23 protein-coding genes and 3 pseudogenes are annotated in these 23,930 nt (G+C 69.7%); 18 read left to right on the forward strand and 8 right to left on the reverse strand.

All coding sequences use genetic code 11. The features are described from left to right. Positions 1-93 precede the first annotated feature (93 nt). The gene (locus AAFF41_RS48800; protein WP_343326108.1) at positions 94-1,179 is read left to right on the forward strand and encodes an IS630 family transposase; all 1,086 of its coding nucleotides are present in this window, start codon (positions 94-96) and stop codon (positions 1,177-1,179) included. Between the two features lie 581 nt (positions 1,180-1,760). On the opposite strand, the gene AAFF41_RS48805 is transcribed toward AAFF41_RS48800, so the two are convergent. After that, positions 1,761-2,201, reverse strand: a complete 441-nt coding sequence (locus tag AAFF41_RS48805; protein ID WP_319754106.1) for a VOC family protein — start codon at positions 2,199-2,201, stop codon at positions 1,761-1,763. Between the two features lie 50 nt (positions 2,202-2,251). On the opposite strand from AAFF41_RS48805, the pseudogene AAFF41_RS48810 reads away from it, so the two are divergent. Beyond that, a pseudogene (locus tag AAFF41_RS48810) lies at positions 2,252-2,551 on the forward strand (transposase family protein); the annotation flags it as partial. 175 nt (positions 2,552-2,726) lie between these two features. Continuing rightward, positions 2,727-3,170: a hypothetical protein gene (locus tag AAFF41_RS48815; RefSeq protein WP_319754121.1), complete on the forward strand. Its 444-nt coding sequence runs from the start codon at positions 2,727-2,729 to the stop codon at positions 3,168-3,170. Here AAFF41_RS48815 and AAFF41_RS48820 read toward each other — a convergent pair. Further along, on the reverse strand, positions 3,149-3,739 hold the full coding sequence (locus tag AAFF41_RS48820) for a TetR/AcrR family transcriptional regulator (protein ID WP_319754107.1): 591 nt from the start codon (positions 3,737-3,739) through the stop codon (positions 3,149-3,151). The two genes, AAFF41_RS48815 and AAFF41_RS48820, sit on opposite strands and share 22 nt — an antisense overlap. Positions 3,740-3,815: 76 nt before the next feature. On the opposite strand from AAFF41_RS48820, the gene AAFF41_RS48825 reads away from it, so the two are divergent. Next, positions 3,816-4,511: an alpha/beta hydrolase gene (locus AAFF41_RS48825; RefSeq protein WP_343326109.1), complete on the forward strand. Its 696-nt coding sequence runs from the start codon at positions 3,816-3,818 to the stop codon at positions 4,509-4,511. A gap of 400 nt (positions 4,512-4,911) precedes the next feature. Here AAFF41_RS48825 and AAFF41_RS48830 read toward each other — a convergent pair whose 3' ends face one another. Both AAFF41_RS48830 and AAFF41_RS48835 read right to left on the reverse strand, forming a co-directional pair. Further along, positions 4,912-5,460 carry a YciI family protein gene (locus tag AAFF41_RS48830; RefSeq protein WP_319754109.1) on the reverse strand — a complete coding sequence of 183 codons (549 nt, stop codon included), beginning with the start codon at positions 5,458-5,460 and terminating at the stop codon, positions 4,912-4,914. Between the two features lie 132 nt (positions 5,461-5,592). Continuing rightward, positions 5,593-5,790 (reverse strand): hypothetical protein, encoded by a 198-nt coding sequence (locus AAFF41_RS48835; protein WP_343326110.1) that lies wholly within the window; start codon positions 5,788-5,790, stop codon positions 5,593-5,595. 382 nt (positions 5,791-6,172) lie between these two features. Here AAFF41_RS48835 and AAFF41_RS48840 point away from each other — a divergent pair, with 382 nt between their 5' ends. Genes AAFF41_RS48840 through AAFF41_RS48865 form a run of 6 tightly spaced genes read left to right on the forward strand, consistent with a single transcriptional unit; the run spans position 6,173 to position 10,988 of the window. Next, positions 6,173-6,733, forward strand: a complete 561-nt coding sequence (locus AAFF41_RS48840) for an RNA polymerase sigma factor (protein ID WP_319754110.1) — start codon at positions 6,173-6,175, stop codon at positions 6,731-6,733. Beyond that, positions 6,730-7,548: a zf-HC2 domain-containing protein gene (locus tag AAFF41_RS48845; RefSeq protein ID WP_319754111.1), complete on the forward strand. Its 819-nt coding sequence runs from the start codon at positions 6,730-6,732 to the stop codon at positions 7,546-7,548. Before AAFF41_RS48840 ends, AAFF41_RS48845 begins: the two co-directional genes overlap by 4 nt. Then, on the forward strand, positions 7,545-8,378 hold the full coding sequence (locus tag AAFF41_RS48850; RefSeq protein ID WP_343326111.1) for an ABC transporter ATP-binding protein: 834 nt from the start codon (positions 7,545-7,547) through the stop codon (positions 8,376-8,378). Before AAFF41_RS48845 ends, AAFF41_RS48850 begins: the two co-directional genes overlap by 4 nt. Beyond that, positions 8,375-9,772, forward strand: coding sequence for a hypothetical protein (locus AAFF41_RS48855; protein ID WP_343326112.1), 1,398 nt, complete (start codon positions 8,375-8,377; stop codon positions 9,770-9,772). Before AAFF41_RS48850 ends, AAFF41_RS48855 begins: the two co-directional genes overlap by 4 nt. After that, positions 9,769-10,344, forward strand: coding sequence for a hypothetical protein (locus AAFF41_RS48860; protein WP_343326113.1), 576 nt, complete (start codon positions 9,769-9,771; stop codon positions 10,342-10,344). Before AAFF41_RS48855 ends, AAFF41_RS48860 begins: the two co-directional genes overlap by 4 nt. A gap of 26 nt (positions 10,345-10,370) precedes the next feature. Further along, positions 10,371-10,988, forward strand: a complete 618-nt coding sequence (locus tag AAFF41_RS48865; protein ID WP_343326114.1) for an RNA-guided endonuclease InsQ/TnpB family protein — start codon at positions 10,371-10,373, stop codon at positions 10,986-10,988. 700 nt (positions 10,989-11,688) lie between these two features. Here AAFF41_RS48865 and AAFF41_RS48870 read toward each other — a convergent pair. Further along, positions 11,689-14,397: a SpoIIE family protein phosphatase gene (locus tag AAFF41_RS48870; RefSeq protein WP_343326115.1), complete on the reverse strand. Its 2,709-nt coding sequence runs from the start codon at positions 14,395-14,397 to the stop codon at positions 11,689-11,691. Between the two features lie 1,120 nt (positions 14,398-15,517). Here AAFF41_RS48870 and AAFF41_RS48875 point away from each other — a divergent pair. The 5 genes and pseudogenes from AAFF41_RS48875 to AAFF41_RS48895 all read left to right on the forward strand — a co-directional run. After that, positions 15,518-15,673, forward strand: a pseudogene (locus tag AAFF41_RS48875) (IS630 family transposase); the annotation flags it as partial. Positions 15,674-15,715: 42 nt separating this feature from the next. Beyond that, positions 15,716-16,498: a class I SAM-dependent methyltransferase gene (locus AAFF41_RS48880; RefSeq protein WP_319754118.1), complete on the forward strand. Its 783-nt coding sequence runs from the start codon at positions 15,716-15,718 to the stop codon at positions 16,496-16,498. A 147-nt stretch (positions 16,499-16,645) separates the two neighbouring features. Further along, positions 16,646-16,969, forward strand: coding sequence for a metalloregulator ArsR/SmtB family transcription factor (locus tag AAFF41_RS48885; RefSeq protein ID WP_343326116.1), 324 nt, complete (start codon positions 16,646-16,648; stop codon positions 16,967-16,969). Continuing rightward, positions 16,966-17,385 (forward strand): SRPBCC family protein, encoded by a 420-nt coding sequence (locus AAFF41_RS48890; protein ID WP_343326117.1) that lies wholly within the window; start codon positions 16,966-16,968, stop codon positions 17,383-17,385. The genes AAFF41_RS48885 and AAFF41_RS48890 overlap by 4 nt, the downstream gene beginning before the upstream one ends. 285 nt (positions 17,386-17,670) lie before the next feature. Next, positions 17,671-18,298 (forward strand): annotated as a pseudogene (locus tag AAFF41_RS48895) (transposase). 156 nt (positions 18,299-18,454) lie between these two features. Here the strand turns inward: AAFF41_RS48895 and AAFF41_RS48900 are convergent. Continuing rightward, positions 18,455-19,018, reverse strand: coding sequence for a dihydrofolate reductase family protein (locus tag AAFF41_RS48900; RefSeq protein ID WP_319754887.1), 564 nt, complete (start codon positions 19,016-19,018; stop codon positions 18,455-18,457). A gap of 852 nt (positions 19,019-19,870) precedes the next feature. Beyond that, positions 19,871-20,608, reverse strand: a complete 738-nt coding sequence (locus AAFF41_RS48905) for an SDR family oxidoreductase (RefSeq protein ID WP_319754608.1) — start codon at positions 20,606-20,608, stop codon at positions 19,871-19,873. Between the two features lie 93 nt (positions 20,609-20,701). Between AAFF41_RS48905 and AAFF41_RS48910 the strand changes: the two genes are divergently transcribed. Together AAFF41_RS48910 and AAFF41_RS48915 are read left to right on the forward strand one after the other, a co-directional pair. Beyond that, positions 20,702-21,565, forward strand: a complete 864-nt coding sequence (locus AAFF41_RS48910) for a LysR family transcriptional regulator (protein WP_319754607.1) — start codon at positions 20,702-20,704, stop codon at positions 21,563-21,565. A gap of 276 nt (positions 21,566-21,841) precedes the next feature. Beyond that, positions 21,842-21,988 carry a hypothetical protein gene (locus AAFF41_RS48915; protein WP_319754606.1) on the forward strand — a complete coding sequence of 49 codons (147 nt, stop codon included), beginning with the start codon at positions 21,842-21,844 and terminating at the stop codon, positions 21,986-21,988. Positions 21,989-22,271: 283 nt separating this feature from the next. Here the strand turns inward: AAFF41_RS48915 and AAFF41_RS48920 are convergent, their stop codons facing one another. Next, positions 22,272-22,466, reverse strand: coding sequence for a hypothetical protein (locus tag AAFF41_RS48920; protein WP_319754605.1), 195 nt, complete (start codon positions 22,464-22,466; stop codon positions 22,272-22,274). 200 nt (positions 22,467-22,666) lie between these two features. On the opposite strand from AAFF41_RS48920, the gene AAFF41_RS48925 reads away from it, so the two are divergent. Further along, entirely contained in the window at positions 22,667-23,905 is a 1,239-nt protein-coding gene (locus AAFF41_RS48925) for an IS256 family transposase (protein ID WP_343326118.1), read from the forward strand. The last annotated feature ends 25 nt before the right edge of the window (positions 23,906-23,930 follow it).

Below are 23,930 nucleotides of genomic sequence, written 5' to 3' on the forward strand. Positions count from 1 at the left end.
TGCGGGTTCTGACAATGCTTCAGGGAGCGCTACTGACGTTGTTGGTGTGATGTCGTAGCTGACGAGGGGTGGTTGCTGCGACAAGCCGGTTGAATGAGGTATGCGCAAGGGGGCGGGCTGACCGCGGAGCGGCAGCCGTTTCGTGAGCGCATTCGGTTGCAGGCGGCCGAGCTGCTCGCCGTCGGGCACGGCAATGCAGCGGTCGCCAAGGAGTTACGTGTGAGCGTGCGGTCGGTGCAGCGGTGGCGCCGGACCTGGGAGGAGGGCGGGGAGCATGCCCTGGCGTCGCAGGGGCCGGTGTCCAGGCCCAAGCTGAGCGAGGCGCTGTTTGCGGTGCTGGAGCGGGATCTGGCCGAGGGGCCGGCGGCGCACGGTTGGCCGGACCAGACCTGGACGCTGTCGCGTATCAGCACCCTGATCGGGCGCCGTTCCCACAAAGGCATGACCTTGTCGGCGATCGCGCAGATGCTGCATCGTCAACGCTTCAGCCATCAGGTTCCGGCCCGTCGTGCGGTGGAGCGCGGCGAGGACGCCGTGAGCGGCTGGGTGAAAGAGACCTGGCCGCAGGGGAAACACCGTGGCGGGGCTCGGGGCCTGGGTCTGCTTCGAGGACGAGGCAGGCTTCTCGATGACGCCGCCCACCCACGCGGACCTGGGCCAGGCGAGGGCGCACGCCCGGTCATTCGGGTGCGCGGACGTGCCCAGCGCCGGTTCTCGATCGCCGCTCTGGCCTGTTACGAGCAGGGCGAACGCGCACGTCTGATCTACCGGCCCAAGCGGCACGTCGATCACAAACGGGGCGGCAGACGCAGTTTCACCTGGACTGATGACAGGGATCTACTGATCACCGCCCACCAGCGGCTCGGCGCCCCGATGGAGCTCGTCTGGGACAACCTGAACGTGAACAAGGACGCCAGGCTGAGGGAGTTCATCGACTCCCACGCATGGATCACCTGCCACTTCCTGCCGGCCTACGCGCCCGACCTGAACCCCGTCGAGGGCATCTGGTCACTGCTCCGACGCAGCAGCCAAGCCAACACTGTCTTCATCAACCCTGACCACTTGATGCGCACCCTTCGACAGGGCCTCCGCCAGATCCCATACCGCAGCAAGCTCATCGACGGGTGCCTCACCGGAACCGGCCTCACCTTGACGACATCACACCAACAAAGTCAGTAACGACTCGTACGCGGTAGCGCGGGGTCGGCCGTGACATGACGACGGCCGCGCAGGTTGAGTGGATTGTGACGTTCTCCTCGGCCAGCGGGGCCTTCGGGTTGGGAAGGCCGGCTGTCAGGGTCGGCGCCTCGTCGCCCGAGCCCGTACGACACGACGAGCGGCGCCCCGCGGCTGCGGTGTTGGCCGGCGTCCTGGGCCCGGTCCGTGCGCCTGCGTTGTCAGGCGCCCTCGTCGACGCCGGGGCTGGACCCACGCTTTGGAGAGCCGGATCGGCGGAAGGGTGATGTGCCAACGGCCGGGCCCCCGGCGGGGGAGGCATCGACGGTCGGCGCCGCGGTGTGCAACACAGTCGCGTGCCGCGTGAGACGCTCGTCCAGCTCGCACGGGCGCCGCCGAACCGCGGTACGCCGACTTCCCCCTCCGCACCAGCGGCTGGGCGGCCGGGCCCGCGAAGTCCTCCCCGCTCCCGACAACCGTCCGCCGGCGGAATCCCCGGGCTCGCGCAGCAGCCCGCACCGCCCCTGTCTCGGATGCGTCATGGCGAAGCTGACCGTCTACATGCTCCGCGCGGCAGGCCCGCGTCAGCCAATCTGTTCGGCTAGGGCGACGATGATGCCTGCGGGGCCGCGGAGGTTGCAGAGCCGGAAGATGTTCTCGTACTGCGCTACCTCGCCGAGGAGTTCGGCGCCGTGGGCGCGCAGGCGGGCGATGGTGTCGTCGATGTCGTCGACGGCGAACATGACGCGATGCAGGCCCAGCGTGTTGGGCGGAGGGTTCCGCGGCTCGGCGTCGGATACCGCGGGGGTGTGGTATTTGGTCAGCTCCAGCTTGCTGTGGCCGTCCGGGGTGCGCATCATCGCGATGTCGCTCCGGACGCCCTCGAGTCCGACCGTGCGGTCCGCATAAAGGCCTTCGATCTGCGCCTTGCCTTCCAGCTCCATGCCGAGCTCGGTGAAGAAGGCGACAGCCGCGTCCAGATCGTCGACGACGATGGCGACGTTGTCCATCCGCAGAATAGTCATGTCTCTGAGCCTAACGACGCGATACGCGGTAGCGCGGAGTCGGACGTGACATGCCGACGGCCGCGCAGGTTGAGTGGATTGTGACGTCCTTCCCGGCCCGCGCGGCCTTGTTCCATCCTGCCTTCTGCGGTCTTGATCGTGCGCATCTCGGCGATTTGATCGAGGAAGTGGCTGGCCCGTGGGCGGCACAGCGCGAGTCTGCGCTTCACGAACGACGCGGCCGCAACCGTCAGCGGGCGGCCGGTGCCGGGCCCAATCACCAGCTGGTCTTCTTCGACCGGGGGCTGATCACCCTGGACTACCTGCGGCTGCAGCTGCCGCATGCAGCGCTGGCCGAGCTGTACGGAGTGACCCGGCCCACCGTTACCCGTGCAATCCACGAGATCCGTCCTGTGCTGGCCCGGCGTGGCCTTGCCGTCCCGCAGCGGCCCGGCGCGCGGCTGCAAATCCTGGCCGACGTCTTCGCCTATGCCGAGGCCGAGGGAGTCGACCTGCGCGTCGACCGAACCGAAGTGCAAGTCCGCCGTGCGCACCGAGGGCATCGCCGAGCAGTTCGGCCTGCACCCGAAGGTGAACGCCGAGGCCGACGAGGGCTACCGAGGACTGACCAACGAGTTCCCCGACCAGGTCAGCGCCCCGCCGAAGAAGCCGAAGGATGACGCCCCGCTCGGCGAGCGCCATGCCTGGCGCGAGCAGCGCCGACGCCCATCCTCCCGCCGGATCTGCGTGGAGCATGTCATCGGAGAAGAGAAGAAGTGGTGCCCGCTGCGGCGGCACACCGGACGGCGCGAGTACCACCCCGAGACCCACGCCGCCATCGACGGCTGGTCTCCGACCGCGCCGCCCGCAGACCGGCCCGGCACCGGACGAGCACCGAACTGGTGCCCGTCCGGTGCACGGCCTGCTGATCACCACCAGACAGTCCACCAGGCCAGCACGTTCCGACGTCATTCGCGCACCACGTCGTAAGCGGTTGAGCGGGAGCCGCTGGAAAGGCGCTCGACTGCCTCGAGGAAGTCGCGGAAGGCCCGGTCGGTGCGGGTGGTGTCGCCGGTGGCGTCGAGGTCCATGAGGAGACCACGGATGACAGCGAGAACGAGCGTCGCGAGCTCCGGCCGACCGATGCTGCGCAGGCCGTCCTCGAGCGGCCCGAGCCAGTCGGTCGTCGCGGTGCGCCGGAAGTCGGGCCACAACTGCTGCTCCGCGCTCTCGCGCAGCTGACCGAACATCCGCAGGTACGGACGCCCGTCCGGGCCGGTGATGGAGGTCCAGGCGCGATCCAGGGTGGCCGTGTAGGGCTCGTCGGGTCGCACCCGCAGGAGGTCGCCGAATGTGTCGATTTGGCGTTGCCGCGCGCGTCCGAGGACGGCCCGCAGCAGGGCGTCGCGGGTGCCGAAGTGATAAATCAGCATGCGGGCTGAGGTGCCGGTGGCGGTGGCCAGCGGCTCGAGGCGGTCGGGGAGGCCGTGCGCGAGGGCGTGATCAGCGCAGGCGTCGAGCAGCCTCTCCTTGATGTGCGGTTGCGGTCGTCTGCCCACGGCGCGACTTTTTCACGTAACGGCGGCTACGTCTACCGTTGATCGAAAGGCATTCGAGGCAGACGTGGAGGAAGTGATGAGGGTCGTGTTCGTGCATGGGGCGTGCGTGCGGGACGGGTCGTGGTGGTGGCACCGCACCGCCGAACTGCTGCAGGAGCGAGGGGTGTCGAGCGTGGCCCCGGCGCTACCGAGCTGCGGCGAGGCGGGCCTGCCCGGCGGCATCGGCGGCCCGGGGCTGTCCGAGGACGTTGCCGCGGTGCGGCAGGCGCTGCAGGACAGCGACGAGCCGACCGTCGTGGTCGCCCACAGCTACGGCGGCATCATCACCGCGGAAGCCGCCGCGGGAATCGGGTCGGTGCGCCACCTGCTGCTGGTCTCCAGCTACCTGCCCGAGGTCGGGCAGAGCCTCTCGGAGTTCGGGGACGGCAGCCCCGCCCCGTTCCTCGACGTCGACCCCGACGCCGGCACGTTCGGGGTTCGCCCCGAGCTACTCGTGGACACGTTCCTGCAGGACTGCGACCCCGAGGTCCAGGCGCGGGCGGCGGGCCACCTCGCCCGGCAGAGCCTGCGGGTGACCGGGCAGACGGTGGGGGCGGCCGCATGGCAGCAGGTGCCCTCGACGTACCTCGTCTGTGCTCAGGACCGCGGCACCCCGCCGCGCCTACAGCGCGAGTTCGCCCGCCGGGCCGGCAGCGTCGTCGAACTCGAGGCCGGCCACCACCCGTTCCTCTCCCAGCCCGCCGCGGTCCGGGACCTGCTGCTGAGCCTGTGACGGCAGCCCCGGACGAGCCGGGCCGGCGATCCGAGGACCAGGAGGGTGCCGTCGTGAGCGCCGAGGTAGAACTTCTGCCGAAGGCCTACACGGACTACCATCGGCCGGACGTCGACCGTCGAACACCGGCTTGGCGCCAGATCTTCCGGCCGTTGATCCTCAGGGGCCGTCTCCTCCTGACGCGCGGCCGTCCAAGGCCAACCGCGCAGCGTTGTTTTTCGCTGGAAGCCACCAGAATCCGTTGATCCCCGTGGGTTCAGGGAAACCAAGGGTTCTTCAGCGCGAACCCACAGGTCCACCGGTGTGTGTCAGGCCGATGCATCCGTGAGTTCGCGTGAAACACGAGGATGCTGTGCGATCCAAAGGGCTTCGGCGGCGAGTCGGCCTGGACGTCCTCGGGTCATGACGGCCGCCCGCCGAACTGCCAGTTGTGCACCTCAATGTCGGCGTACCGGTCTGGGGTCAGGATGGCGCGTGCCGTGTCCGGGTCCGGCGCCCGGAGCAGCGCCGCCGTGCCCAGCCAGGTGGCGCCGTTGTCGGACAGCAGCGGCCCGTAGGCGATCAGCTCCCGGTCGGGCGGCACCGCGAGGTCGGCGGCCTGCCCGGTGCCGAGGCCGAGCACCAGGTACCGGTTGCCGCCGGTCCGGCCGCCGGGGAAGTCCCACATGGTGCGCCCCAGCAGGTTGCGCCACCGCCGCAGCAGCACGTCCCGGTACACGCCGGTCTGGTAGCCGGGCTCCTCGAAGGCGAACGCGCGGGCGGCGGCGGGATCGGGCAGGTCGAGGATGTGCACGCTTCCGGTGGGCGTGTCGCCGTCATCGGCGAGGGTTGGGCCCCGGGCGATCATCTCCTTCGCGTACTGGTCCATGTAGGACCAATGCTCTTCCAGTAGCTCGTCGCGCAGCGGCAGAGAGCCGGGCCGGTCGCGGTGGTAGCAGAGGAATTCCATGCCCAAAGGATCTCCGCAAGGAGGTGACCAGGTCGAGCGAGTTTCACTTGCTGGGGCCGGTCTCCAGTGGGGCCCGCTCGTTGATCAGCAGGTGCGGGTTGGCGGTGTTGGGCCAGTGCCGTCGCCGGTGCTTCAGCAAGGCGGGGCGGCCTGCAGCGTGAGTTTGTCCAGGGTCCGGACGCGGCCGTCGACCATGAGCCAACGGTTGTCGATGTCGAGGTCGTCGAGCTGGAGGCGGTTGATCGCGCCGGGCCGGGCGGCCCGGGCCCGGATCGCCGCTGTGGTCGACGTCGGCCTGGCGGCCGTCAATGCCACCTCCGTCGACGACATCGAGGACGTTCTTGCCCGCCGTCGAACCCATGGTGCCCAACTCGCTGGCGAAGCACAGCAGTTCGAGGACAGCTGTCTGCTCTGTTACGGCTGGCTCGGCCCACCGGGGACAACCGAACGCTCATGGGGGAGAGCGAGCATTCGGTGCTCCCGATGGGTCATCTCCATCGAAGGCGTGATCACCGCGTTCCGACGCTGCTCGGATGACCGAAGCCACCGCAGCTCAAGCCACCTCCGCCCTTTTCAGCGAGACCCTCCAGGCCGGCGAAGCCACCGTTGCGTAATGGCGAAACATCAGTTGAGGGAGCCCACGGGTTCTCCCGCATGTGGCGGGGATCACTTTGGGGGAAAACCTGCGGCCCGGCTCGGGCGTCTAGCCGGTGTGAGATCAGTCAGGAAGGCACCGCGCGCGCTGGACGAGGAGCGTCTCGTGCGGCTGGTGGCCAGGGGTGACCGCGCGGCGTTCGAGGAGCTGTACCGACGCACAGCGCCGTGGATGGCGTTGCGGCTGCGCCGGCGCTGCGCCGACGAGCAGATCGTCGCGGAGGTCATGCAGGAGACGTATCTGGCGGTGTGGCGTGCGGCGGGCGCGTTCGCGGGGTCTTCGACGGGCGGGACGGCCGCCGGGTGGCTGTGGACGATCGCGGCACGCCGCCTCGTCGACGCCTTCCGGCGCAGGGCCCACCACGCCGAGCCGCCGGCGGCCGCCGCTCTCCCCGACGCGGCGCCCGCCGCCGAGGAGGAGGCACTCGCGACGACGGTCGGCGGTGACGTCGGCGACGCGCTGCGGCGCCTCTCGCCGGAACTCAGACAGGTACTGCAGGCCATGGTGCTCGACGGGCTGTCCGTCCGGGAGACCGCGGTCCTGCTCGGGCTGCCCGAGGGCACGGTCAAGACCCGTGCCCGCCGGGCCCGGATCGCAATGAGGGAGGCGCTGGCATGAGCGTGGAACACGCGTCGATGCGGATCATCGACGGATACGCACGCGGTGGCACGGACCTCGCCGCCGACGAGATGTGGGCCCTGGAGGCCCATCTGGAGGCGTGCGGGGTGTGCCGTGACCGGCTGTCGGCCGCCGTCACTGCCGAGGCGCCCGCCGTGGCGGCGCTGGTCGGCACCGTCTGGTCCGGCCTCGAACCCCAGCTGGCCGTGGTTGCCACGATGCCGCGCCAACGGCGCTGGTCGGCGTGGCTGTCGAGGTGGATGACGCCCACGATGGTGCCGTGGCTGGCCATGGTCGTGAGCGTGACACTGCTCGCGCTCCTGCTCGACCTGGTCGACACCGGCTCCGGCGAGGTGTCGCTGGTGCTGCTGCTCGCCCCGATCCTGCCCGTCCTGGGCGTCGCGGCGTCGTGGTCGCGAGGCCTGGACCCGGCGTACGAGCTGACGGCCTCCGCGCCGAGGGCGGGACTGTACCTGGTGCTGCGGCGCACCGCGTCCGTGCTCGCCGTGGTTATCCCCGCGCTGCTGGTGGCCGGATGGGTGACCGATGTGACGGCCGCGCAGTGGCTGCTGCCCTGTCTGGCCTTCACCTCGACGACCCTGGCGCTCGGCGGTGTCGTGGGCGTGACCCGCGCCGCTGTCGCGCTGGCGGCCGTGTGGGCCGCCGCGGTCGTGGCGCCGACCCTGGCCACCAGCCGTACGACCTTCGCCCTGCAGACGGGCAGCCTGCCCGTGTGGGGACTGGTCCTCGCGCTCGGTACCGCTGTCGTGATCGCACGCAGGGGCGCGTACTCCGTGCTGGGAGCCCATCGATGACCATCGGAAAGGAACACCACATCATGTCCGCGGTAAGCGCGGCCGGCATCGCACCGACGGCCTACGCCTGGGAGATCCAGGCGACCGGGCTGAAGGTCAGGGTCGGCAGGAACCGGATGGCCGTCGACGGGCTCGACCTGTCGCTGGGCACCGGCGTACACGGCCTCCTCGGCCCCAACGGGGCGGGCAAGACCACCCTCATCCGGACGTTGGCCACCGTACTGCGCCCCACCGAGGGCACCCTGGAGCTGCTCGGCGAGTCCGCGGGCGGCCTGGGCGAGCACCGGTCGCTGCGCCGCCGGATCGGCTACCTGCCGCAGGAGTTCGGCTATTACAAGCGCTTCACGGTGCGCGAGTTCGTCGAGTACATGGCGTGGCTGAAGGAGGTGCCCAAGGCGGACATCCCCGCCGCTGTACAGCGCGCCGTGGAGAGGGTGGGTCTGGCGGACCGCGCCGACGAGAGGATGAAAGCCCTCTCGGGCGGCATGGTGCGCAGGGTCGGTATCGCCCAGGCCATCGTCAACGACCCTACGATCCTGCTGCTGGACGAGCCGACGGCCGGCCTGGACCCGGCGCAGCGGCTGCGCTTCCGTGAGCTGCTGCAGGAGTTGGGTACGGACACCTGCGTGCTCGTCTCGACCCATCTGGTGGAGGACGTCGCCGCCGCCTGCACCAACGTGGTGCTCCTCGCCGAGGGGCGACTGGTCTTCCAGGGTCCTCCGGACGAGCTGGCCTCGGTGGGCGGCCCCGAGCACGTGGGTGACAGCCCGCTGGAGCGCGGCTACTCGGCGATGCTGCTCAATCCCGAGCAGGGAAGGGGCACCTGGTGAACGTCCGCGTCCTGTGTATCGAGTTGAAGCGCTCCGTCGCCCCGTGGGCCGGCGCCGTGGTCCTGACGACGGCGCTGGCGTTCCTGTACCTGATTCCCGGATCGTGGTGGACGGGCACCACGGCGTGGACGGCCCAGTGGACGTCCATGGCCCTGTGGACCCGCTCCGTGCTGTTCTACCTGTGGCCGCTCGCCGTGGGACTCGGGGCGCTGCAGGGCCTGCGCGACCACCGCTCGAAGATGTCCGAGCTGCTGACGAGCACGCCGCGACCCGCCCGGCACCGCGCGGCCACGCTGGCGGGCGCGACGGCGATCACGCTGGCCTCGGCCTTTGCGCTCCTCGTCCTCGTGGGCGCGGTCCAAGTGGTCGCCAACACCGAGTACACGCACCTCGGGTGGCTGCCGATCTCGCTGGTAGCGGCACTCTCTCTCGTCGCGGGGGCCACGCTGGGCATGGGGGCCGGGCGGGCCCTGCCGTCCGTGCTCACCCCGCCCGCGCTGGCCATGGGCGCCTTCGTGTTCACGGCCCTCATGCAGATGTCGTTGGGCCGGACGGAGACGACCAGGGCGACGGGACTCCCGAGCACGGAGCCGAACCAGGTCTCCCTGCTGTCACCGGCGGTGCAGGAGGTGCGCGATGCACTCGTCACGCTCTCCGTCTCCGTGCACGTCGGGCAGACGATCTGGCTGCTCGCCATGGCCGCGACCGGCTTCGCCCTGCTGGTCGCCGCGACCCCGCGCGCCCGGCTGCTCGCCCTGACGCCCGTCCTGGCGGGCGCGGTCATCGCTCTGCTCGTCCTTCCCTCCGATCCGCGCCGGATCTATGTCGTCGACAAATCCGCCGCGGAGCTGGTGTGCGACGGCCCGGTGTGCGTGACGAAGACGCAACAGGCGCGACTCGCCGACCTCGCGGGTCCCGGTAAGGAGGCGCTGCGCCTGCTGCGTGGCGCTCTGGGCAGCCAGGCGCCGGTCTCGGTCCGGGAGAACACCGCCGTACTGCCGGAAGGGTCCACGCCCCAGTGGTCGGGTACGACCGTGCTCTTCGACTTCGACGACGACATCGTCGCCTCCGCGAAGGGCAAGGAGCTGACCCGGGCCCTGATCGCCAAAGGCATGGTGCCAGGGTGCACCCCCGTCGGCTGGAGCAGCTTTGGGGGAGATGAATTCGCGCAGACCGTCGCGGTGGGCTGGGTCCTCGGGGACCTCAGGCCGCTTCCCGGCACCCTGTCGGCAAGTTTGCGCCGCGAGGTCGAATCCGAGACCCGCCCGGTGTGGACGAAACTCAAGACGCTTCCACGGGCCGAGCAGCTCTCGCGGATCAACGCGATGCGCGCCGCCGCGCTCTCCTGCAAGGGCGACGCGTTCGCCGCGCTGAACGGCGGTGCGTCCCGGTGAGATGGCTGACGCTGTACGCGCGCTCGCGGCAGGTACCCGCCTCGCTCGCCGCGGTGGTGATCAGCGCGGTGGCGGTGGGGGCACTCGCCCGGGACGGCGGTGGGAGGCCGGGTGATCCGCGGCTGCCCGTGCTCGTCCTCGCTACGGGGGCGATGGCAGCCTCGATCGGGCTCAGCGGGCAGGACCTCGCGCTGGACCGGACGGCCGCGATCCGCTGGGTGCCCCGCAGAGCGGCACACGTGCTGCTCTGCGGCGCGGTCGTCGGCACGGTGCTGCTGACCGTGCAGGCGATGGGCGAGGACATGGCCACCACCGCGTTCGTCGTCCGGGACAGCACGGGTCTGATGGGACTGGTCGCCCTGGGTGCCGTGCTCGCGGGCGGCCAGTACGCCTGGACGCTGCCGTTCGCCTGGCTCTCGTTCTCGTTCTTGGCCCCGCCCCCGACGAGTGCGCCGATGCAGGTGGCGAGCTGGATGCTGGTGCCGTCCGGCACGACAGCGGGCACCTGGACGGCCCTGGTCCTCGCGGTTGCCGGCACCGCGGCCTACGCCGTCGCGGGACCGAGACGGTGACGACCGCAGCGCGGTCGCGGTGCGGCATGCCGCCTCATGTGCACCTGAGCCGACGTCCGTTGGTGTCCCTGCGGCGGTCGAAACGCAAAGCCCGTCTGTCCTGCCGGTTCACCACCGGCACGATCCGCGTCGAGCCCGGCGGCACCGTCGTGGTCGAGGACCTCAATGTCGCCGGGATGCTCCGCAACCGGCGCCTGGCCCGCCGGATCGCCGACGCCGGGTTCGGGGAGATCCGCCGTCGGCTCACCTACAAGACCCGCAGGAACGGCTGCCGCGTCGTGGCCGCCGACCGCTGGTTCCCCTCCTCCAAGACCTGTTCCGGGTGCGGCGCGGTGAAAGCCAAACTGCCGCTGCACGTGCGGACCTACGCATGCGACGCCTGCGGCCTGGTCATCGACCGGGACGACAACGCGGCCCGCAACCTCGCCGCCCTCGCGGCAACAACAGCACCCACTGGTACCGGAGTGGCCGCAGATCAGGACACCGCCAAGGTGTCGAAGCCTCGTGGAGCCGACCCAAAGACCCGCACCACCCGCCCCCGCCGCACGACGGGGACGGGGTGGGCAGGCGGCGCGACCCTGCCGCACCAGCGGCAGACAGGAACGAGAGACCGTACTCAAGCCCAAGCCCCCGGGCTTCGGTGATGTGACGGACCATCCAGGCCGAAATGCCCGGATTGCAAGGCGGGCGCGAGGTCCTGGACCCACGCCTGGTGCAGAGTGCGGCGATGGGCAGCGCGAAGTCGCAGACACCCGGCTTGTCGCCGATGCAGGCCGAGCAGGCTGATCTGTTCCGGCGGGCACACGACGGGCCTGATCAACGGTCACGACGTCAGCGAACCGACCCCCTTCACGGAAGGTACGTCGGACGCCTGGAAACGGTCGGTTGGGCAACCGCCGCGGTGGCGGCGCTCGGTGGGTGCGTGCTCGTACTCGGCTACGTCCTCGATCAGGTGCCGGCACTCGCCGAGAAAGCCGTACGGGCTGTCGCCGCGGTACGCCGGCTGCGCGATGAGTGGCGGAACGAGTGGTGCCCTGGTCGAGGCCGAGGGTGCGGCAGCCGGTCCTCGCTGATGGGCGCGGTGCGCCGTGTCTCGTGCCACGGATGTGGGGGCAGGGGAGGGAACGGCGGTGCGGCGAGGGTGCCGTCGAGCTGTTGCCCGGGCGGTCTGGTCAGTTGCTTGGGGTCATCGCCGAGGCCGGCAGCGAGGCTGGCTTGACGATCCGGCCGTCCGACGGCACCGGACTCCATTGAGCCGCGAGAACCTACAGCGTTGCGCTTGCGGCGCCGGTTGCACGGTCGGGGCGCAGAGGAGGTCGCGGGCAGCCGCGAGGCGGGGCTGGATCAGGCGGGCGGTGGGGTGTTGGGCGGGGCTTGTGCGGTGGGCTGGTCGATTGCGGAGAGCTGCTGTTCCGTCCAGATGACCTTTCCGCCGGATGTGTAGCGAGTACCCCAGCGGTCGGCGAACTGGGCCACCAGGAAGAGGCCCCGGCCGCCTTCGTCCATGGTGGTGGCTCGGCGCAGGTGCGGAGAGACGCTGCTGCCGTCGGAGACCTCGCAGATGAGGCTGCGGTCGCGGATCAGGCGCACACCGATCGGGCCGGTTGCGTGCCGGATGGCATTGGTGACCAGCTCGCTGAGGATCAACTCCAGGGTGAACGCTTCCTCTTTCATGTCCCAGTCGTCCAGGAGCCGGGCGGCGGCAGCACGCACGTCGGCAACGGCCGAGGGGTCGGACGGTACGTCCCACGACGCGGTGCGATCGCCGTCGAGCAGCCGAGTGCCGGCGACGAGCAGGGCCACGTCGTCGCGTGGCGCTACGGGGACCATGGCATCCATCGCTGCACGGCACACCTGGTCCGGCGTTTGCCCGGCGTGTGCAACAGCACGCCGCAGGAGCTCGATGCCTTGATCGATGTCACGCTGCCGGTCTTCGATCAGGCCGTCGGTGTAGAGGACGATGGAGCTGCCCTCGGGCAGAAGTATCTCTTTCTTTTCGTAGGGCAGTCCTCCCAGCCCCAACGGAGGGCCGGCCGGTACGCCGGGCAGGTCCGCATGCCCGTCCGGGCGCACGATGATGGGTTCCAGGTGGCCCGCCCTGGCCATGGTGCAGAGACGGGAGACCGGGTCGTAGATCGCGTACAGGCAGGTGGCGCCCGTGAGTGTCGGTGCTTCACCGTCGCCGTCCCGGTCCTGGTCGATGCGGGTGACGACTTCGTCCAGGTGACAGAGCAGTTCGTCAGGTGGCAGGTCGAGCGTGGAGAAGTTGTGGACGGCGGTGCGCAGTTGTCCCATGGTGGCGGCGGCGTGCAGTCCGTGTCCCACAACGTCGCCCACCACGATGGCGACGCGGGCTCCGGGGAGGGGTATGACGTCGAACCAGTCACCGCCGACACCGCCGAGGCCTGCCTCTGCCGGAAGATAGCGGTGGGCCACGTCGACCGCGCTCTGCTCGGGGAGCGCGTGCGGCAGAAGGCTGCGTTGCAGCGTGATCGCCGTGGCGTGCTCGCGGGTGAAGCGACGGGCGTTCTCGATACTCACCGCCGCGCGGGCGACCAGTTCCTCCGCGAGCGAGAGGTCCTCCTGAGAAAACGGTGTCGGCTCCTTCGAACGCCAGAATGTCGCCACGCCGAGAATCACTCCGCGGGCACGCAGGGGAGCAGCGATCATGGAGTGGATTCCGTATGCCACCAGTCTGCGAGCTCGGTCGGGTTCCTGAGCCTGCCAGCCGGAGAAGGCCGCCAGGTCGGCCTCCAACACGATCTGCCCGGAGCCGAAGCCGGATGCCTGTGGTGTTGACGGGTCGAAATGGATGAGCCCACCGGGAGGATAGAGCGGCGCATCCTTGCGTATGCCGTCCACTGCGACGCGACGTAGTTCCGCTGCACGCAATGGGCTCGGTTCGTCGCCGCGCAGCACGGTATCGACCAGGTCGACGGTGACGTAGTCGGCGAACCTGGGCACGGCGAACGCCGCCAGTTCCTGGGCCGTGCGGGTCACGTCGAGGGTGGTGCCGATGCGTATACCGGCGTCGTACAGCAGTGTGAGCCGTTCCTGGACCACTTCCACCCGGCCCATCAGTGCGCTGAGTTCGGTTGTGTCGCGCAGCGTGGCGACCCAGCCTCCCAGCCCGGGCCGCTGCGCCATGGGGCGTTGGCTGACGGCCAGGAGTCGGTCGCCTACCTCGATGACTTCGTCCGTGGTCGCCCTGCCCGACAGGAGAAGCTGCTCGGCCTTTGGTTCGAGTCCCAGATCCGTGACGGGCCGCCCGTCTCCGTCGGCCCTCAGCCCGAGCAGGCGCCGTGCTTCGTCATTGGCCAGCAACAGACGACCGTGGGCATCGACGATCAGAACGCCTTCCCGTACCGAGTGCAGAACGGCGTCGTGGTGCTCGTACATGCGGGTCATCTGCGTCGGGCCGAGGCCGTGTGTCTGACGGCGCAGGCGCCTGCTGATCAGTGCTGTTCCCCCCGTGGCCGCCGAGAGCACCATTCCGGTCGCCGCCAGGACGAGGGGCACCTGTCGCTCGGCTGCCAGGCTCACCTGCTTGACCGTGATGCCCGCGGAGACGAGGCCGATGACCCTCCCGTCATGTGTGGTGACGGGAACGACGGTGCGGACCGAGGGGCCCAGTGTCCCGGCAGTCGTTTCGGTGACGATCCCGCCGTGCTGCGCTGCCGTGATGTTGCCGATGTACCGCCGGCCGATCTGCGCGGGGTTCGGATGGGTGTAGCGGATGCCCGTGGGACTCATCACGACGACGAAGTCCACGGCGGTGCGTCGGCGGGTTTCTTCGGCCTGCGGCTGAAGTACGACGGTCGGATTCGCGCGGGACAACGCCTGTCGCACGGTGGGGGAGGCGGCGACTGCCGAGGCGACGGCCAGTGACCGGGTGCGGGCCTCGCGCTCGGCGTCGCCCCGGTACTGGAACATCAGGGCGGCGACCGCCGCTGCCGCAAGCGCCAGGATCAAAATGGCCTGCAGGAGGAAGACCTGGCCCGCGACGGTGGGCAGTCCACGCCAGGACCGCATACGCCCGATCAGCTGATGCATACGCCCATATAACATCGCGGATATGCCAATATCACCCCTAGGTGATGCACGGCCTTACTGGCGGTTCGGAGCGTGCCCGGATGTGTACGCATGGTGAGTGCGCGTCATGCCCGATGTCGCCGTCGGCCCGGGCGGGCACCCGGAGCGCTCCATCCCCGTGTAGCCGGCGCCCTTCGGTTCCCGCTGAGAAGGCGCTCGTACGCCGCGAGCGCGTCGAGTGGGCGGCCCGGCTCGACGGGGCTGCCGACGTGCGCTTCGGGCCACCCAGCACTCCGTCCTCCTGGCTGGAGCGCATGGTCCCGCCCGGCGAGCTGCTGTTCAGCCACGCCGTGCACGGCGCCATGGCCGGCCCCGGCACCGGATCCTCACACCCTGTGCCTCCGCACTGGAGTCCGCGACTCCTCGCGGCTCGATCACTGCGTGCCCGAACATCCGGTCATCCGGTGTGCACCGTGACAGCTCAGCGGCCGAAATGGACGTCGCCTGGCCACCACACCGGCTGTGTGCGACCGCGTGGCACGCGGCCATGCATCTTGTGTGCGTAGAGGCGCATCCACACGAACGCGTCCGCCGACGCGGGTACCTGCTGCACCGCCCGCGAGCCCGTGCGCACCACACTGATCAACTGCTGGCCGGGATCGATGTCCCGCTGCCGGACCGATCAGCTCCGGCGCGCGTACGCCGGTGGAGATCCAAAGCGCGACCAGGATCCGGTCGCGGTGGGAGGGCGGCGCGGCGAACAGCTCGTTGAACCAGTCGTCGGGAATCGAGCGCGGGATCCGCTTCGGAGGTGGGGCCGATAGCGCCCCACCCGCTCGGTTTTCCGACCGTCCATCGGGTTGTGGTGCTCGTGCGCCCGGCCGGAACGACGCGACAGGTCCAGCGGGAACGGGTTGACCGGCGGGCCGGTCCCCGCGTCGAGATGGATGTCGTAGAAGCGTCGCAGCACCGTCTCGCTGTGCGCGACGAGGGTCGGAGCGTAACCGGGGCCGACCGGCGGCTTCCCTGCCACCGGGTTCAGGCCGCCGACGGCCCGAACCTCCGGGTCGCTCGGTCCCAAGAGATGCCCACTGCCTGCAGAGAACGCCACCACCTGAGCAGATCCATGCCGTGGAAGCGGACCGTCGACGCCGCGGCCCTCCACGCCTACCTCCGCCGGCGCAACGCGATCACCCGCCACCTTGACGTGCTGGCTGCCCAACGCCGCGAACGCGCCCGTATCCGCAGCGAGAAGGGCGTCCGCTGGGCCGGCCGAAGTCTGGCAGCCGCTGCCTGAACTGCCCGTCCTCCCTGGCGGCCACGCACTACGGTGGGATGCATGTCCGAGCACTCCGTGCGGAATTTCTACGACGAGTTGGCCCACGACTACCACCTGATGTTCCGGGACTGGGACGCGAGCATGGCCTACCAGGCCGAGGTGCTGGGCGGGATTGTCCGCACATCTCTCGGCGCGGGACCGCACACTGTCCTGGACTGCTCGTGCGGGATCGGCACCCAGGCCATCGGGCTGGCCCTGGCCGGGCACCAGGTCGTAGGCAGCGACCTGAGCCCGGTCGCCGCCGCGCGCGCCGCCGCCGAAGCGGCGGCCCGGGGCAGCCGGGTTCTCGTCGCTGCGGCTGACATGCGCCAACTGCCGTTCAGAGAGACGTCATTCGACGTCGTCCTCTGCGCGGACAACTCGCTCACGCACCTGCTCTCCGGGCAAGATCTCCGGGCGGCACTCCACGGTATGAGACGGGTGCTCCGAGACGACGGATTGCTGATGATCACTGTCCGGGCCTACGACGAGACGCGCCAGACCAGACCCACGGCGACTCCTCCCCAGGTCTCGGAGACACGCGACGGCCAAGTGATCACCTTCCAGCTGTGGCACTGGCATGAAGACGGCGAGCGCTACGACCTGGAGCACTTCCAGCTCATCCCCGCGGAGAACACCTGGCAGGTCCGAGTCCGCCGGACCACCCACTGGGCGCTGACGTCCCCGCAGCTGACAGAGTTCGTGACTGAAGCCGGCTTCACCAACATCACCTGGCAGAGTCCGGCCTCCAGCGGGTACTACCAGCCCGTGCTCACCGCACAGCGCGCTCCCTCAACGCAGTAGTCCAGACCTGGGTTCCGCCCTGCCTGGTTCTCCGTTCATCCACGGCAAGTTGGGCAGTCCGTGCTGTTTGGCGCTTGGGGCTGTCATGAGGTGGCAGGGCGGAAACGTGTCGGAAGAAGTTGACACGTCGGAACTCTCCGACGCATTATGGTTTCCATGCCCCCAGGAGATGTGTTCAGCGCGCTGGCCAATCCAGTGCGGCGGCGGCTAATGGAAGCTCTGCAGGACGGACCGTGTGCGGCCGGGGAACTCGCCGGCCAGTTCGCACTAAGCCGACCCGCGATCTCCGAGCACCTGACGGTGCTCAAGAACGCGCAGCTCGTGCGCGAGGAGCCCAGGGGCCGCCATCGCTACTACCACCTCGAGGCTGCTCCACTCGTCGAGGTGAGTGAGTGGCTGCATCCCTTCGAACGCTACTGGCGCTCGCGCTTGGGCGCACTGCGCGACCTGATTGACGAGGAGTCTCAATGACCACCACCGATCCGACCGTCATCAACTGCGAGCAGTTCATCGCGCATCCCCCCGCCGCGGTGTGGAAGGCCCTGACCGATCCTGAGCTGCACGCGCGCTGGTGGGCGGCTGGTGACGTGCGGCCGGTCGTCGGCCACCGCTTCACGCTCGACATGGGCCAGTGGGGACAGCAGCCCTGTGAGGTGCTCACGGTCGAGCCCGAGCGCCTGCTCCGCTACAGTTTCGCGTCCGGCACCCTGGACACCACGATCACCTGGCGGCTCCAGAGCGAGGGTACTGGCACCCGGCTGTTCCTCGAACACGCCGGATTCGACCTGGACTCCCCGCTGGGCAAGGCCGCAGTCGAGGGCATGGGCAACGGCTGGCCAGGCCTCCTGCGCCGCATCGAATCGGTGCTCGGCGCGTCAGTCCGCTGACAGCCAGGGGTGTCGATCCCCGAGCGAGACCGAACCCTCTGCGTCCCGGAGGCTCGATGGGCTTCGGGAAGGGTGAGGGCACCCGGTCCTGACGGATGTCGGGACCAAGAGCGTGTCACAGCAACCGGCTGCCCACCTGCGTTCCGTGATCATTCGTGCGGGATGACGGCGGTATATGTGGTGGGATGGGTTGTTCGAGGTCGAGCCGGTCGGGAAGAGGCAGCCGCAGGACCGCCCGGCGGCGGTGGACAAGCGGTTCAGGGGGCGTTCGACCCGCACCAGGTCCTGCTGCTGCCCCCGTCGCTGGACGACTGGCCGCTCCAGGATCATCTCGCCCGGTTCGTCGCCGACCTGGTCGACAAGGTGCTGGACCTGGGACAGGTCCGGGCCGACTCACCGACAAGCGCGGTTACCCGCCCTACGACCCGCGGCTGATGCTGCGTCTGCTGATCTACGGCTACACCACCAGGGTCCGCTCTTCGCGGGCGATCGAGCAAAGGTGCCGACGACATCGCGTTTCGGTTCCTGGCCGCCGAGCAGGCCCCGGGCTTCCGTTCCATCTCACGGTTCCGCCGCCGCCACCTGGACGCCCTCGCCGCCCTGTTCACCCAGTCCCTGCACCTCGCACGGAAGCTCGGAGGTCCCGCCCGCGCCACGCGGACGGTTACCGGCGAGCGCCACACTGAAGGAACGGATGGCCCGCCAGCTGCGGACCAAGCCCGGCATGGCCGCCTACAGCCGCCGAAAAGCTATCGTCGAATCCGTCTTCGGCCAGATCATGACCTGCCAGAACGGCCACCGGCTCCTCCTGCGCGGCGAGGACGGCGCCCGCGGTGAGTGGCGACTGCTGGCCGCCTGCCACAACCTCCGCAAGATCTTCCGACGCGCCGGACTCACCGCCCTGGCCGGCTGACCAACCGGACCTCCCTGCCGCGCCACGGACACATACCCGGCCGCACACCTGACGGCCAGGAGCCCAACCGCCGCCTCACAGGTGCCAGCGGCGCAACCGCAACCAATCTCGTCGATCACGCCTGACACGCCGCTTGCCCGTTACTGACACATACTCCTAGCGCGCCACGCGGTACCGGAGGTAGACGACTTTCGAGCTGAAGGTGCGGGTCTCGACGAGTTCGAGATCCACCCGGCGCTCGTGCTGGGGAAAGAACGGAAGGCCACCGCCGACCAGCACCGGGTAGACCCTGGCCCGGTACTCGTCGATCAGACCCAACTCGGCCGCCTCGGCGGCGAGAGTCGCGCCGCCGATCGCGATGTCACCCGCTCCCGGCTCGGCTCGCAACCGCTCGATCTCATCCGCCAGGCCGCCGGAGGCCAGCCGGGCATTGCCCTGCACCGCCGGCAGCGTGGTGGAGAACACCACCTTTGGGAGCGGCTTCCAGATCGCGGCCCACTCGAGCATGGAGTCGTCGAGCGATGGATCCTGGTCGGTGGTCTCCCAGTACAGCATCGTCTCGTACAGCCGTCGCCCCAACAGGTGGACGCCGACCTCTCGAATCTCGTCGATCCAGGAGCGGAAGACCTCCTCGTCGGGCGCCGTCCAGTTGAAGTCGCCGTCCGGCCCGACGACGTAGCCGTCAAGTGAGACGTTCATCGAATAGGTCACGCTGCGCATCAGAAGTCCTCCTCGTAACGGGTTCGACAGTACGACCGCCGGACGCCGCAGGACTCATCGCGGCTCGCGGGATCCCCTGGACTCAAGCGGGCCCTTCCTCTGGGCATGGCCGTCCCGGCGTGCCCCGGCGGCATGCTGGTGAGTCCAGCAGATCGTGGAGTCGACGTTCACCGTCCACCCGATGCGACCATGCGCGACGAGGGCGTTGGGACTGGTGGGATCGCATGTTGAGGTGTCGCGTATTCCTCGGTGAGGCGTGAGGCCTGTCCTGGTGTCACCGTGTGTGGTCGCCGGGGCGTATCGGCTCCACGTTCCGCCGGATTCGGTGACGAGTCGGGTGGCGGTCTTGCCGTGGTAGCCAAGTGCCTTGGCGATGACGGGAGCCGGAGCCTGGAGGACGGGTTGACGGATCGCGGAGGCCCTGCCGCACTGCACGCCTGGTGTCACCTGCGCGACGATGAACGTGTCTCCACGCTCTTCCGCATTCATGACGTCATGCCCGCAGAGTCCATGTGACCGCCACTCATGAACCGGTCGGCTATGCCGCCTTGCTCACCGGCTAAGTGTCAAGCCGGAGTTCGTGAACGAGGGCCGCCGCTTCGCACCCGCCTACTGCTGGACGAGCACACCGTCCTCGGCGGCTGGAGCGGCACGGGCTGGAAGCGATCGCCGAGGTCACGAGACTGCTCGCGCCCGGCGACAGCCGACGTTGACCACACGATCGAGTGGTCAACGTGCGGCGGACGGCTCCTCGGGCTGGGAGCGGTAGGACCCCACGCCTTACTGACCTTCCGTATGCGCCGTCGCGTCAAGGATGCCAGGGCCTACAGCGCGACCACGACGGGCCCGGGTTCACCAGGGGATGACGCCGTCGTCCTCGAAGAACGAACCGGTCGGGCCGCCATCGGGCAGTGTGGCGAGCCGGATCGCTGTGGCTGCGCCCCGCTCCGGAGTGCGGGGTCCGTGGAAGCCGGTGAAGTCGGTCGCGACCAGGCCCGGGCAGGCGGCGTTGATCAGGATGTTCGTATCGGCGAACTGCCGGGCGTACTGCACGGTGACGGCGTTGAGGAACGACTTCGACGGCGAATAGGCCGCCATGACAGGGCCGATCTCGATGTCCGGGTCCGCCTGCCGGGTCAGGGAGGCGACGGCGCTGGAGACGTTGACGATGCGTGGTGACGTCGAGCGCCGCAGCAGCGGCAGCATCGCGTTGGTCACCCGGATGACGCCGATGACGTTGGTCTCCACGACCGTGCGGACCAAGTCGAGATCAAGCGTGGTCGGGTCCTGCACCCACCCCGGCCCCGTCTCTCCCGAGATGCCGGCGTTGTTGACCAGGACGTCCAGGCGACCGGCCTGCCGTTCGATCAGTTCCGCGGCATCGGTGACGCTCTGGTCGCCCGTCACGTCCAGCGGCACCGCGAACGCGTCCACCCCGGCGGCGCGCAGCTTCTCGACGGCACTCTCGCGCCGGGCCCCGTCGCGGGCGCCCACGCCCACGCGGTACCCGAGGGCGCCCAGCCCGGCCGCGATTTCGTACCCGATTCCCTTGTTCGCGCCGGTCACCAGCGCGATCTTCGTTTCGCTCATGTCGTTGATGTTCGCTCGCGGACGAGCGGTGCATCCAACACCGATACGGTGCCCTGTCATACCCGGTAGGTATCACCGAGGTATCGTGCGGCCATGGACACCTTGGAGATCCGCGAGTTGAGGTACTTCGTGGCCGTCGCCGAGGAACTGCACTTCGGCCGCGCCGCCGAGCGTCTCGGCATGGCCCAGCCGCCGCTGTCCCGGGCGATCCAGCAGCTCGAGCGGCGCCTCGGAGTCTGTCTGCTGGAACGTAACCGCCGCGGCGTCCGTCTGACCGCCGCCGGAGAGGTGCTGCTGCACGAGGGCCGCGCAGCCCTCGACGCGACCACCGCTGCCGCTCGTCGCACTCGTCGCGCCGGTGGCGCCGACAGTCCGCGTGGCCCCCGCAATCGCCTGGTCCTGGCGGTGAAGGCCGCCGGGTCCCACGAGCTGCTGCAGAAGCTCCTCGACGCCTACGCGGCCGAACCCGACGCCGCCGAGATCGAGGTGCTGCCGTGCGGCATGTGCGAGCAGGAAGGGATACTGCGCGATGGCCGCGCCGATGTGGCGCTCATGCACGCGCCGTTCAACTCGCTCGCCGGGTTCGACAGCGAGGAACTGATGACCGAGGGGCAAGTTGCCATCCTGCCCGCCGGGCACCCCCTCGCCGCGCGCAAGACTTTGTCCCTGGCCGACGTCAGCGACGTCCCCGATCTTCCGCTCGCCCGCTGGCCCCGCCACGGCACGTACCCACCCGGCCCGGGCCCTGAGATCCACGACCAGACGCAGCTGGCCCAGCTGATCGCCCTCGGACGCACCATGGCAGTCTTCCCCGACTCCGCCCGCGCCTGGCTATGGACCGAGCACACCGCCGTCCCCCTGACCGACGCGCCCCCCGTCGTCACCCACATCGCCTGGCCCGCGCACAGCCGCTCCCTCGCCCTCGCCGGGCTGATCCGCACGGCCACACAGCTATGACCCTCTCGTGCCTGTCGTCGCCGCCATCACCCTGACGACACACCGCCCGACCACCGGGCCTCACACTCCGCCGCCGGCCGCCCGCAGGCGCCGCCGCGACTCCGTGTACTGCCGACCTCCGCGCCGGCAGATGGCGTACCGGGCCGCCCACGGGGCAGCCGGGTCCGCGAAGCCGTCACAGCCCCGGTCGGCGAGCCGACTTCGGTCGGGCGGCCTGAAAGGCTGGGGTCGGGTCGGCTTCATGACGTCGGGTACAACGGCGGCGGCCCGCACGCCTTGACCGCCTACCTCACCCAGGTCGTCGGCACCGACGGGCGGAACACGGCCGCCGGTGCCTCGTACGAGCAGGCGCACCGCGCGATCCTCGCCCGGACGCGGAACAGCGCGGCGGACCGCGGCGCGAACGAGTTGCAGCGGGGCTGACCACCGCCACCTCCCCGCCGCACCGCAGGCAGATCCGTTCCCCCAAGCCAGCCGCACTGGCGCCCATGGACTGCGGCCGTCGATGCGTACGCCTTCGGCGCGCCGGGCGGGCTGCCGGGCTCTGCCCTGCGGGACGGGTGACGAAGTCGCCGGGGCATCTGTCGGGACGTAGGAACGCGACTGATCATCGTGGCACTACCGATGGGCAGGGCCACCACTCCCCGGCCGCGGGCCGTGACACCTCGAGCGCGGCGTCGGCGTCGTCCGGGAGCCGCGAAGACCGTCAGGGCTCACTGTCGGGCCGCCATGTGTCGAACACCCAGCCTGGATGGGAAGTGCCGAGGTAGGGCAGATGCGCCTCCCACTCCACAGCTGTCACTGTCTGGACCGGTTGCAGCGTGATGCGGCTGGCCGAGTCGATGGTGAACCCCCAGGAGAAGCCGGCCAGCGGCAGCACGCGCCGTTCGGTGTCGTCCATCGGTGTCCATGCAAGATAGCTGTGCGCCGTCCAGGTCAGGGGGTCTCGCCCGGCCCGTGATGGTGCGGGTTGCGTCCATGGATGTGGTGTACGGGTTCGACCTGATCCGGGGGTTTGCTCCGGCTTCTGGGTGATGCCCGCATAGATGAACGGCCACCGGCTGATCTTCGAGGTGTCGAAGCCCGAAGGAGACCAGCACGATGACCGCACCCGACAGTCTGCCCCTGCACGCCCTCGCCGAGGACAACCTCGCCGCGGCGAGTCCCGACCTGCTGCGCGCGATGGTCAAGACGTTTGCCGACGCGCTCATGTCCGCGGAGGCGGATGTTCTCTGCAATGCCGAATACGGACAGGTCAGCGACGAACGCGTCAACCACCGCAACGGATACCGCCCACGCGAGTGGGACACCCGCGCAGGGACCGTCGAACTCGCCATTCCCAAGCTGCGCCAGGGCAGTTACTTCCCACACTGGCTACTCGAACGCCGTCGGCGAGCGGAGCATGCCCTGATCTCGGTGGTCGCCACCGCCTACCTGCTCGGCGTCTCCACGCGCCGGGTCGAGAAGCTCGCCGCCTCCCTCGGCGTCACCCAGCTGTCGAAGTCCCAGGTCTCCGCGATGGCGAAGCACCTGGACAAGCAGGTCGCCGCCTTCCGCAACCGGCCCCTGGACCAGGGCCCCTACGCGTTCGTCTGGGTGGACGCGCTCACCCAGAAGGTGCGCGAGGGCGGCCGGATCATCAACGTCCACGCGTTGATCGCGGTCGGCGTGAATGCCGACGGCCACCGCGAGATCCTCGGCATCGACGTCGCCACCGCCGAGGACGGCGCCGGCCGGCTCGCCTTCCTGCGCTCCCTGATCGCCCGAGGCCTGTCCGGCGTCCAGCTCGTCATCTCCGACGCCCACGCCGGCCTGGTCGACGCGATCGGCGCGGTCCTGCCCGGAGCATCGTGGCAGCGATGCCGCACGCACTACGCCCGAAATTTGCTCTGCCAGGTTCCGAAGTCCGCCCAGCCGTGGGTGGCCACGCTGCTGCGGACCGTCTTCGAACAGCCCGACACGGACGCGGTCCAGGCCCAGATGCGGCACGTCCTGGACGCTTTGGAGGCCAAGTTCCCCAAGGCCGCAGCCCACTTGGACACCGCCCAGCACGACCTGCTGGCGTTCACCGCGTTCCCGCGGGAGATCTGGCGGCAGATCTGGTCGAACAATCCGCAGGAGCGGCTGAACAAGGAGATCAGGCGTCGCACCGACGTGGTCGGCATCTTCCCCGACCGCACCGCCCTCATCCGCCTGGTCGGCGCGGTCCTGGCCGAGCAGAACGACGCATGGACCGAAGCCCGCCGCTACATGGGACTCGACCTTCTGGCCAAGGCCCGCCTCCACCCGATCGAGTCAGAAAGAGACGAGACCGCCCTGCCCACCGAACTCACCGTATAGCCTCAAAACGAGATCACCGAGTGGC

The organism is Streptomyces mirabilis (assembly GCF_039503195.1).
Lineage (GTDB): Bacteria > Actinomycetota > Actinomycetes > Streptomycetales > Streptomycetaceae > Streptomyces > Streptomyces mirabilis_D.

Bases quoted from the DNA above. Each gene is read 5' to 3' on its own strand.
- AAFF41_RS48800 (WP_343326108.1), top strand. From the start codon at position 94: ATGAGGTATGCGCAAGGGGGCGGGCTGACCGCGGAGCGGCAGCCGTTT.
- AAFF41_RS48805 (WP_319754106.1), bottom strand. From the start codon at position 2,201: ATGACTATTCTGCGGATGGACAACGTCGCCATCGTCGTCGACGATCTG.
- AAFF41_RS48825 (WP_343326109.1), top strand. From the start codon at position 3,816: ATGAGGGTCGTGTTCGTGCATGGGGCGTGCGTGCGGGACGGGTCGTGG.
- AAFF41_RS48830 (WP_319754109.1), bottom strand. From the start codon at position 5,460: ATGGAATTCCTCTGCTACCACCGCGACCGGCCCGGCTCTCTGCCGCTG.
- AAFF41_RS48835 (WP_343326110.1), bottom strand. From the start codon at position 5,790: ATGTCGTCGACGGAGGTGGCATTGACGGCCGCCAGGCCGACGTCGACC.
- AAFF41_RS48845 (WP_319754111.1), top strand. From the start codon at position 6,730: ATGAGCGTGGAACACGCGTCGATGCGGATCATCGACGGATACGCACGC.
- AAFF41_RS48850 (WP_343326111.1), top strand. From the start codon at position 7,545: ATGACCATCGGAAAGGAACACCACATCATGTCCGCGGTAAGCGCGGCC.
- AAFF41_RS48865 (WP_343326114.1), top strand. From the start codon at position 10,371: ATGCCGCCTCATGTGCACCTGAGCCGACGTCCGTTGGTGTCCCTGCGG.
- AAFF41_RS48870 (WP_343326115.1), bottom strand. From the start codon at position 14,397: ATGCATCAGCTGATCGGGCGTATGCGGTCCTGGCGTGGACTGCCCACC.
- AAFF41_RS48880 (WP_319754118.1), top strand. From the start codon at position 15,716: ATGTCCGAGCACTCCGTGCGGAATTTCTACGACGAGTTGGCCCACGAC.
- AAFF41_RS48885 (WP_343326116.1), top strand. From the start codon at position 16,646: ATGGTTTCCATGCCCCCAGGAGATGTGTTCAGCGCGCTGGCCAATCCA.
- AAFF41_RS48890 (WP_343326117.1), top strand. From the start codon at position 16,966: ATGACCACCACCGATCCGACCGTCATCAACTGCGAGCAGTTCATCGCG.
- AAFF41_RS48900 (WP_319754887.1), bottom strand. From the start codon at position 19,018: ATGCGCAGCGTGACCTATTCGATGAACGTCTCACTTGACGGCTACGTC.
- AAFF41_RS48905 (WP_319754608.1), bottom strand. From the start codon at position 20,608: ATGAGCGAAACGAAGATCGCGCTGGTGACCGGCGCGAACAAGGGAATC.
- AAFF41_RS48910 (WP_319754607.1), top strand. From the start codon at position 20,702: ATGGACACCTTGGAGATCCGCGAGTTGAGGTACTTCGTGGCCGTCGCC.
- AAFF41_RS48920 (WP_319754605.1), bottom strand. From the start codon at position 22,466: ATGGACGACACCGAACGGCGCGTGCTGCCGCTGGCCGGCTTCTCCTGG.
- AAFF41_RS48925 (WP_343326118.1), top strand. From the start codon at position 22,667: ATGACCGCACCCGACAGTCTGCCCCTGCACGCCCTCGCCGAGGACAAC.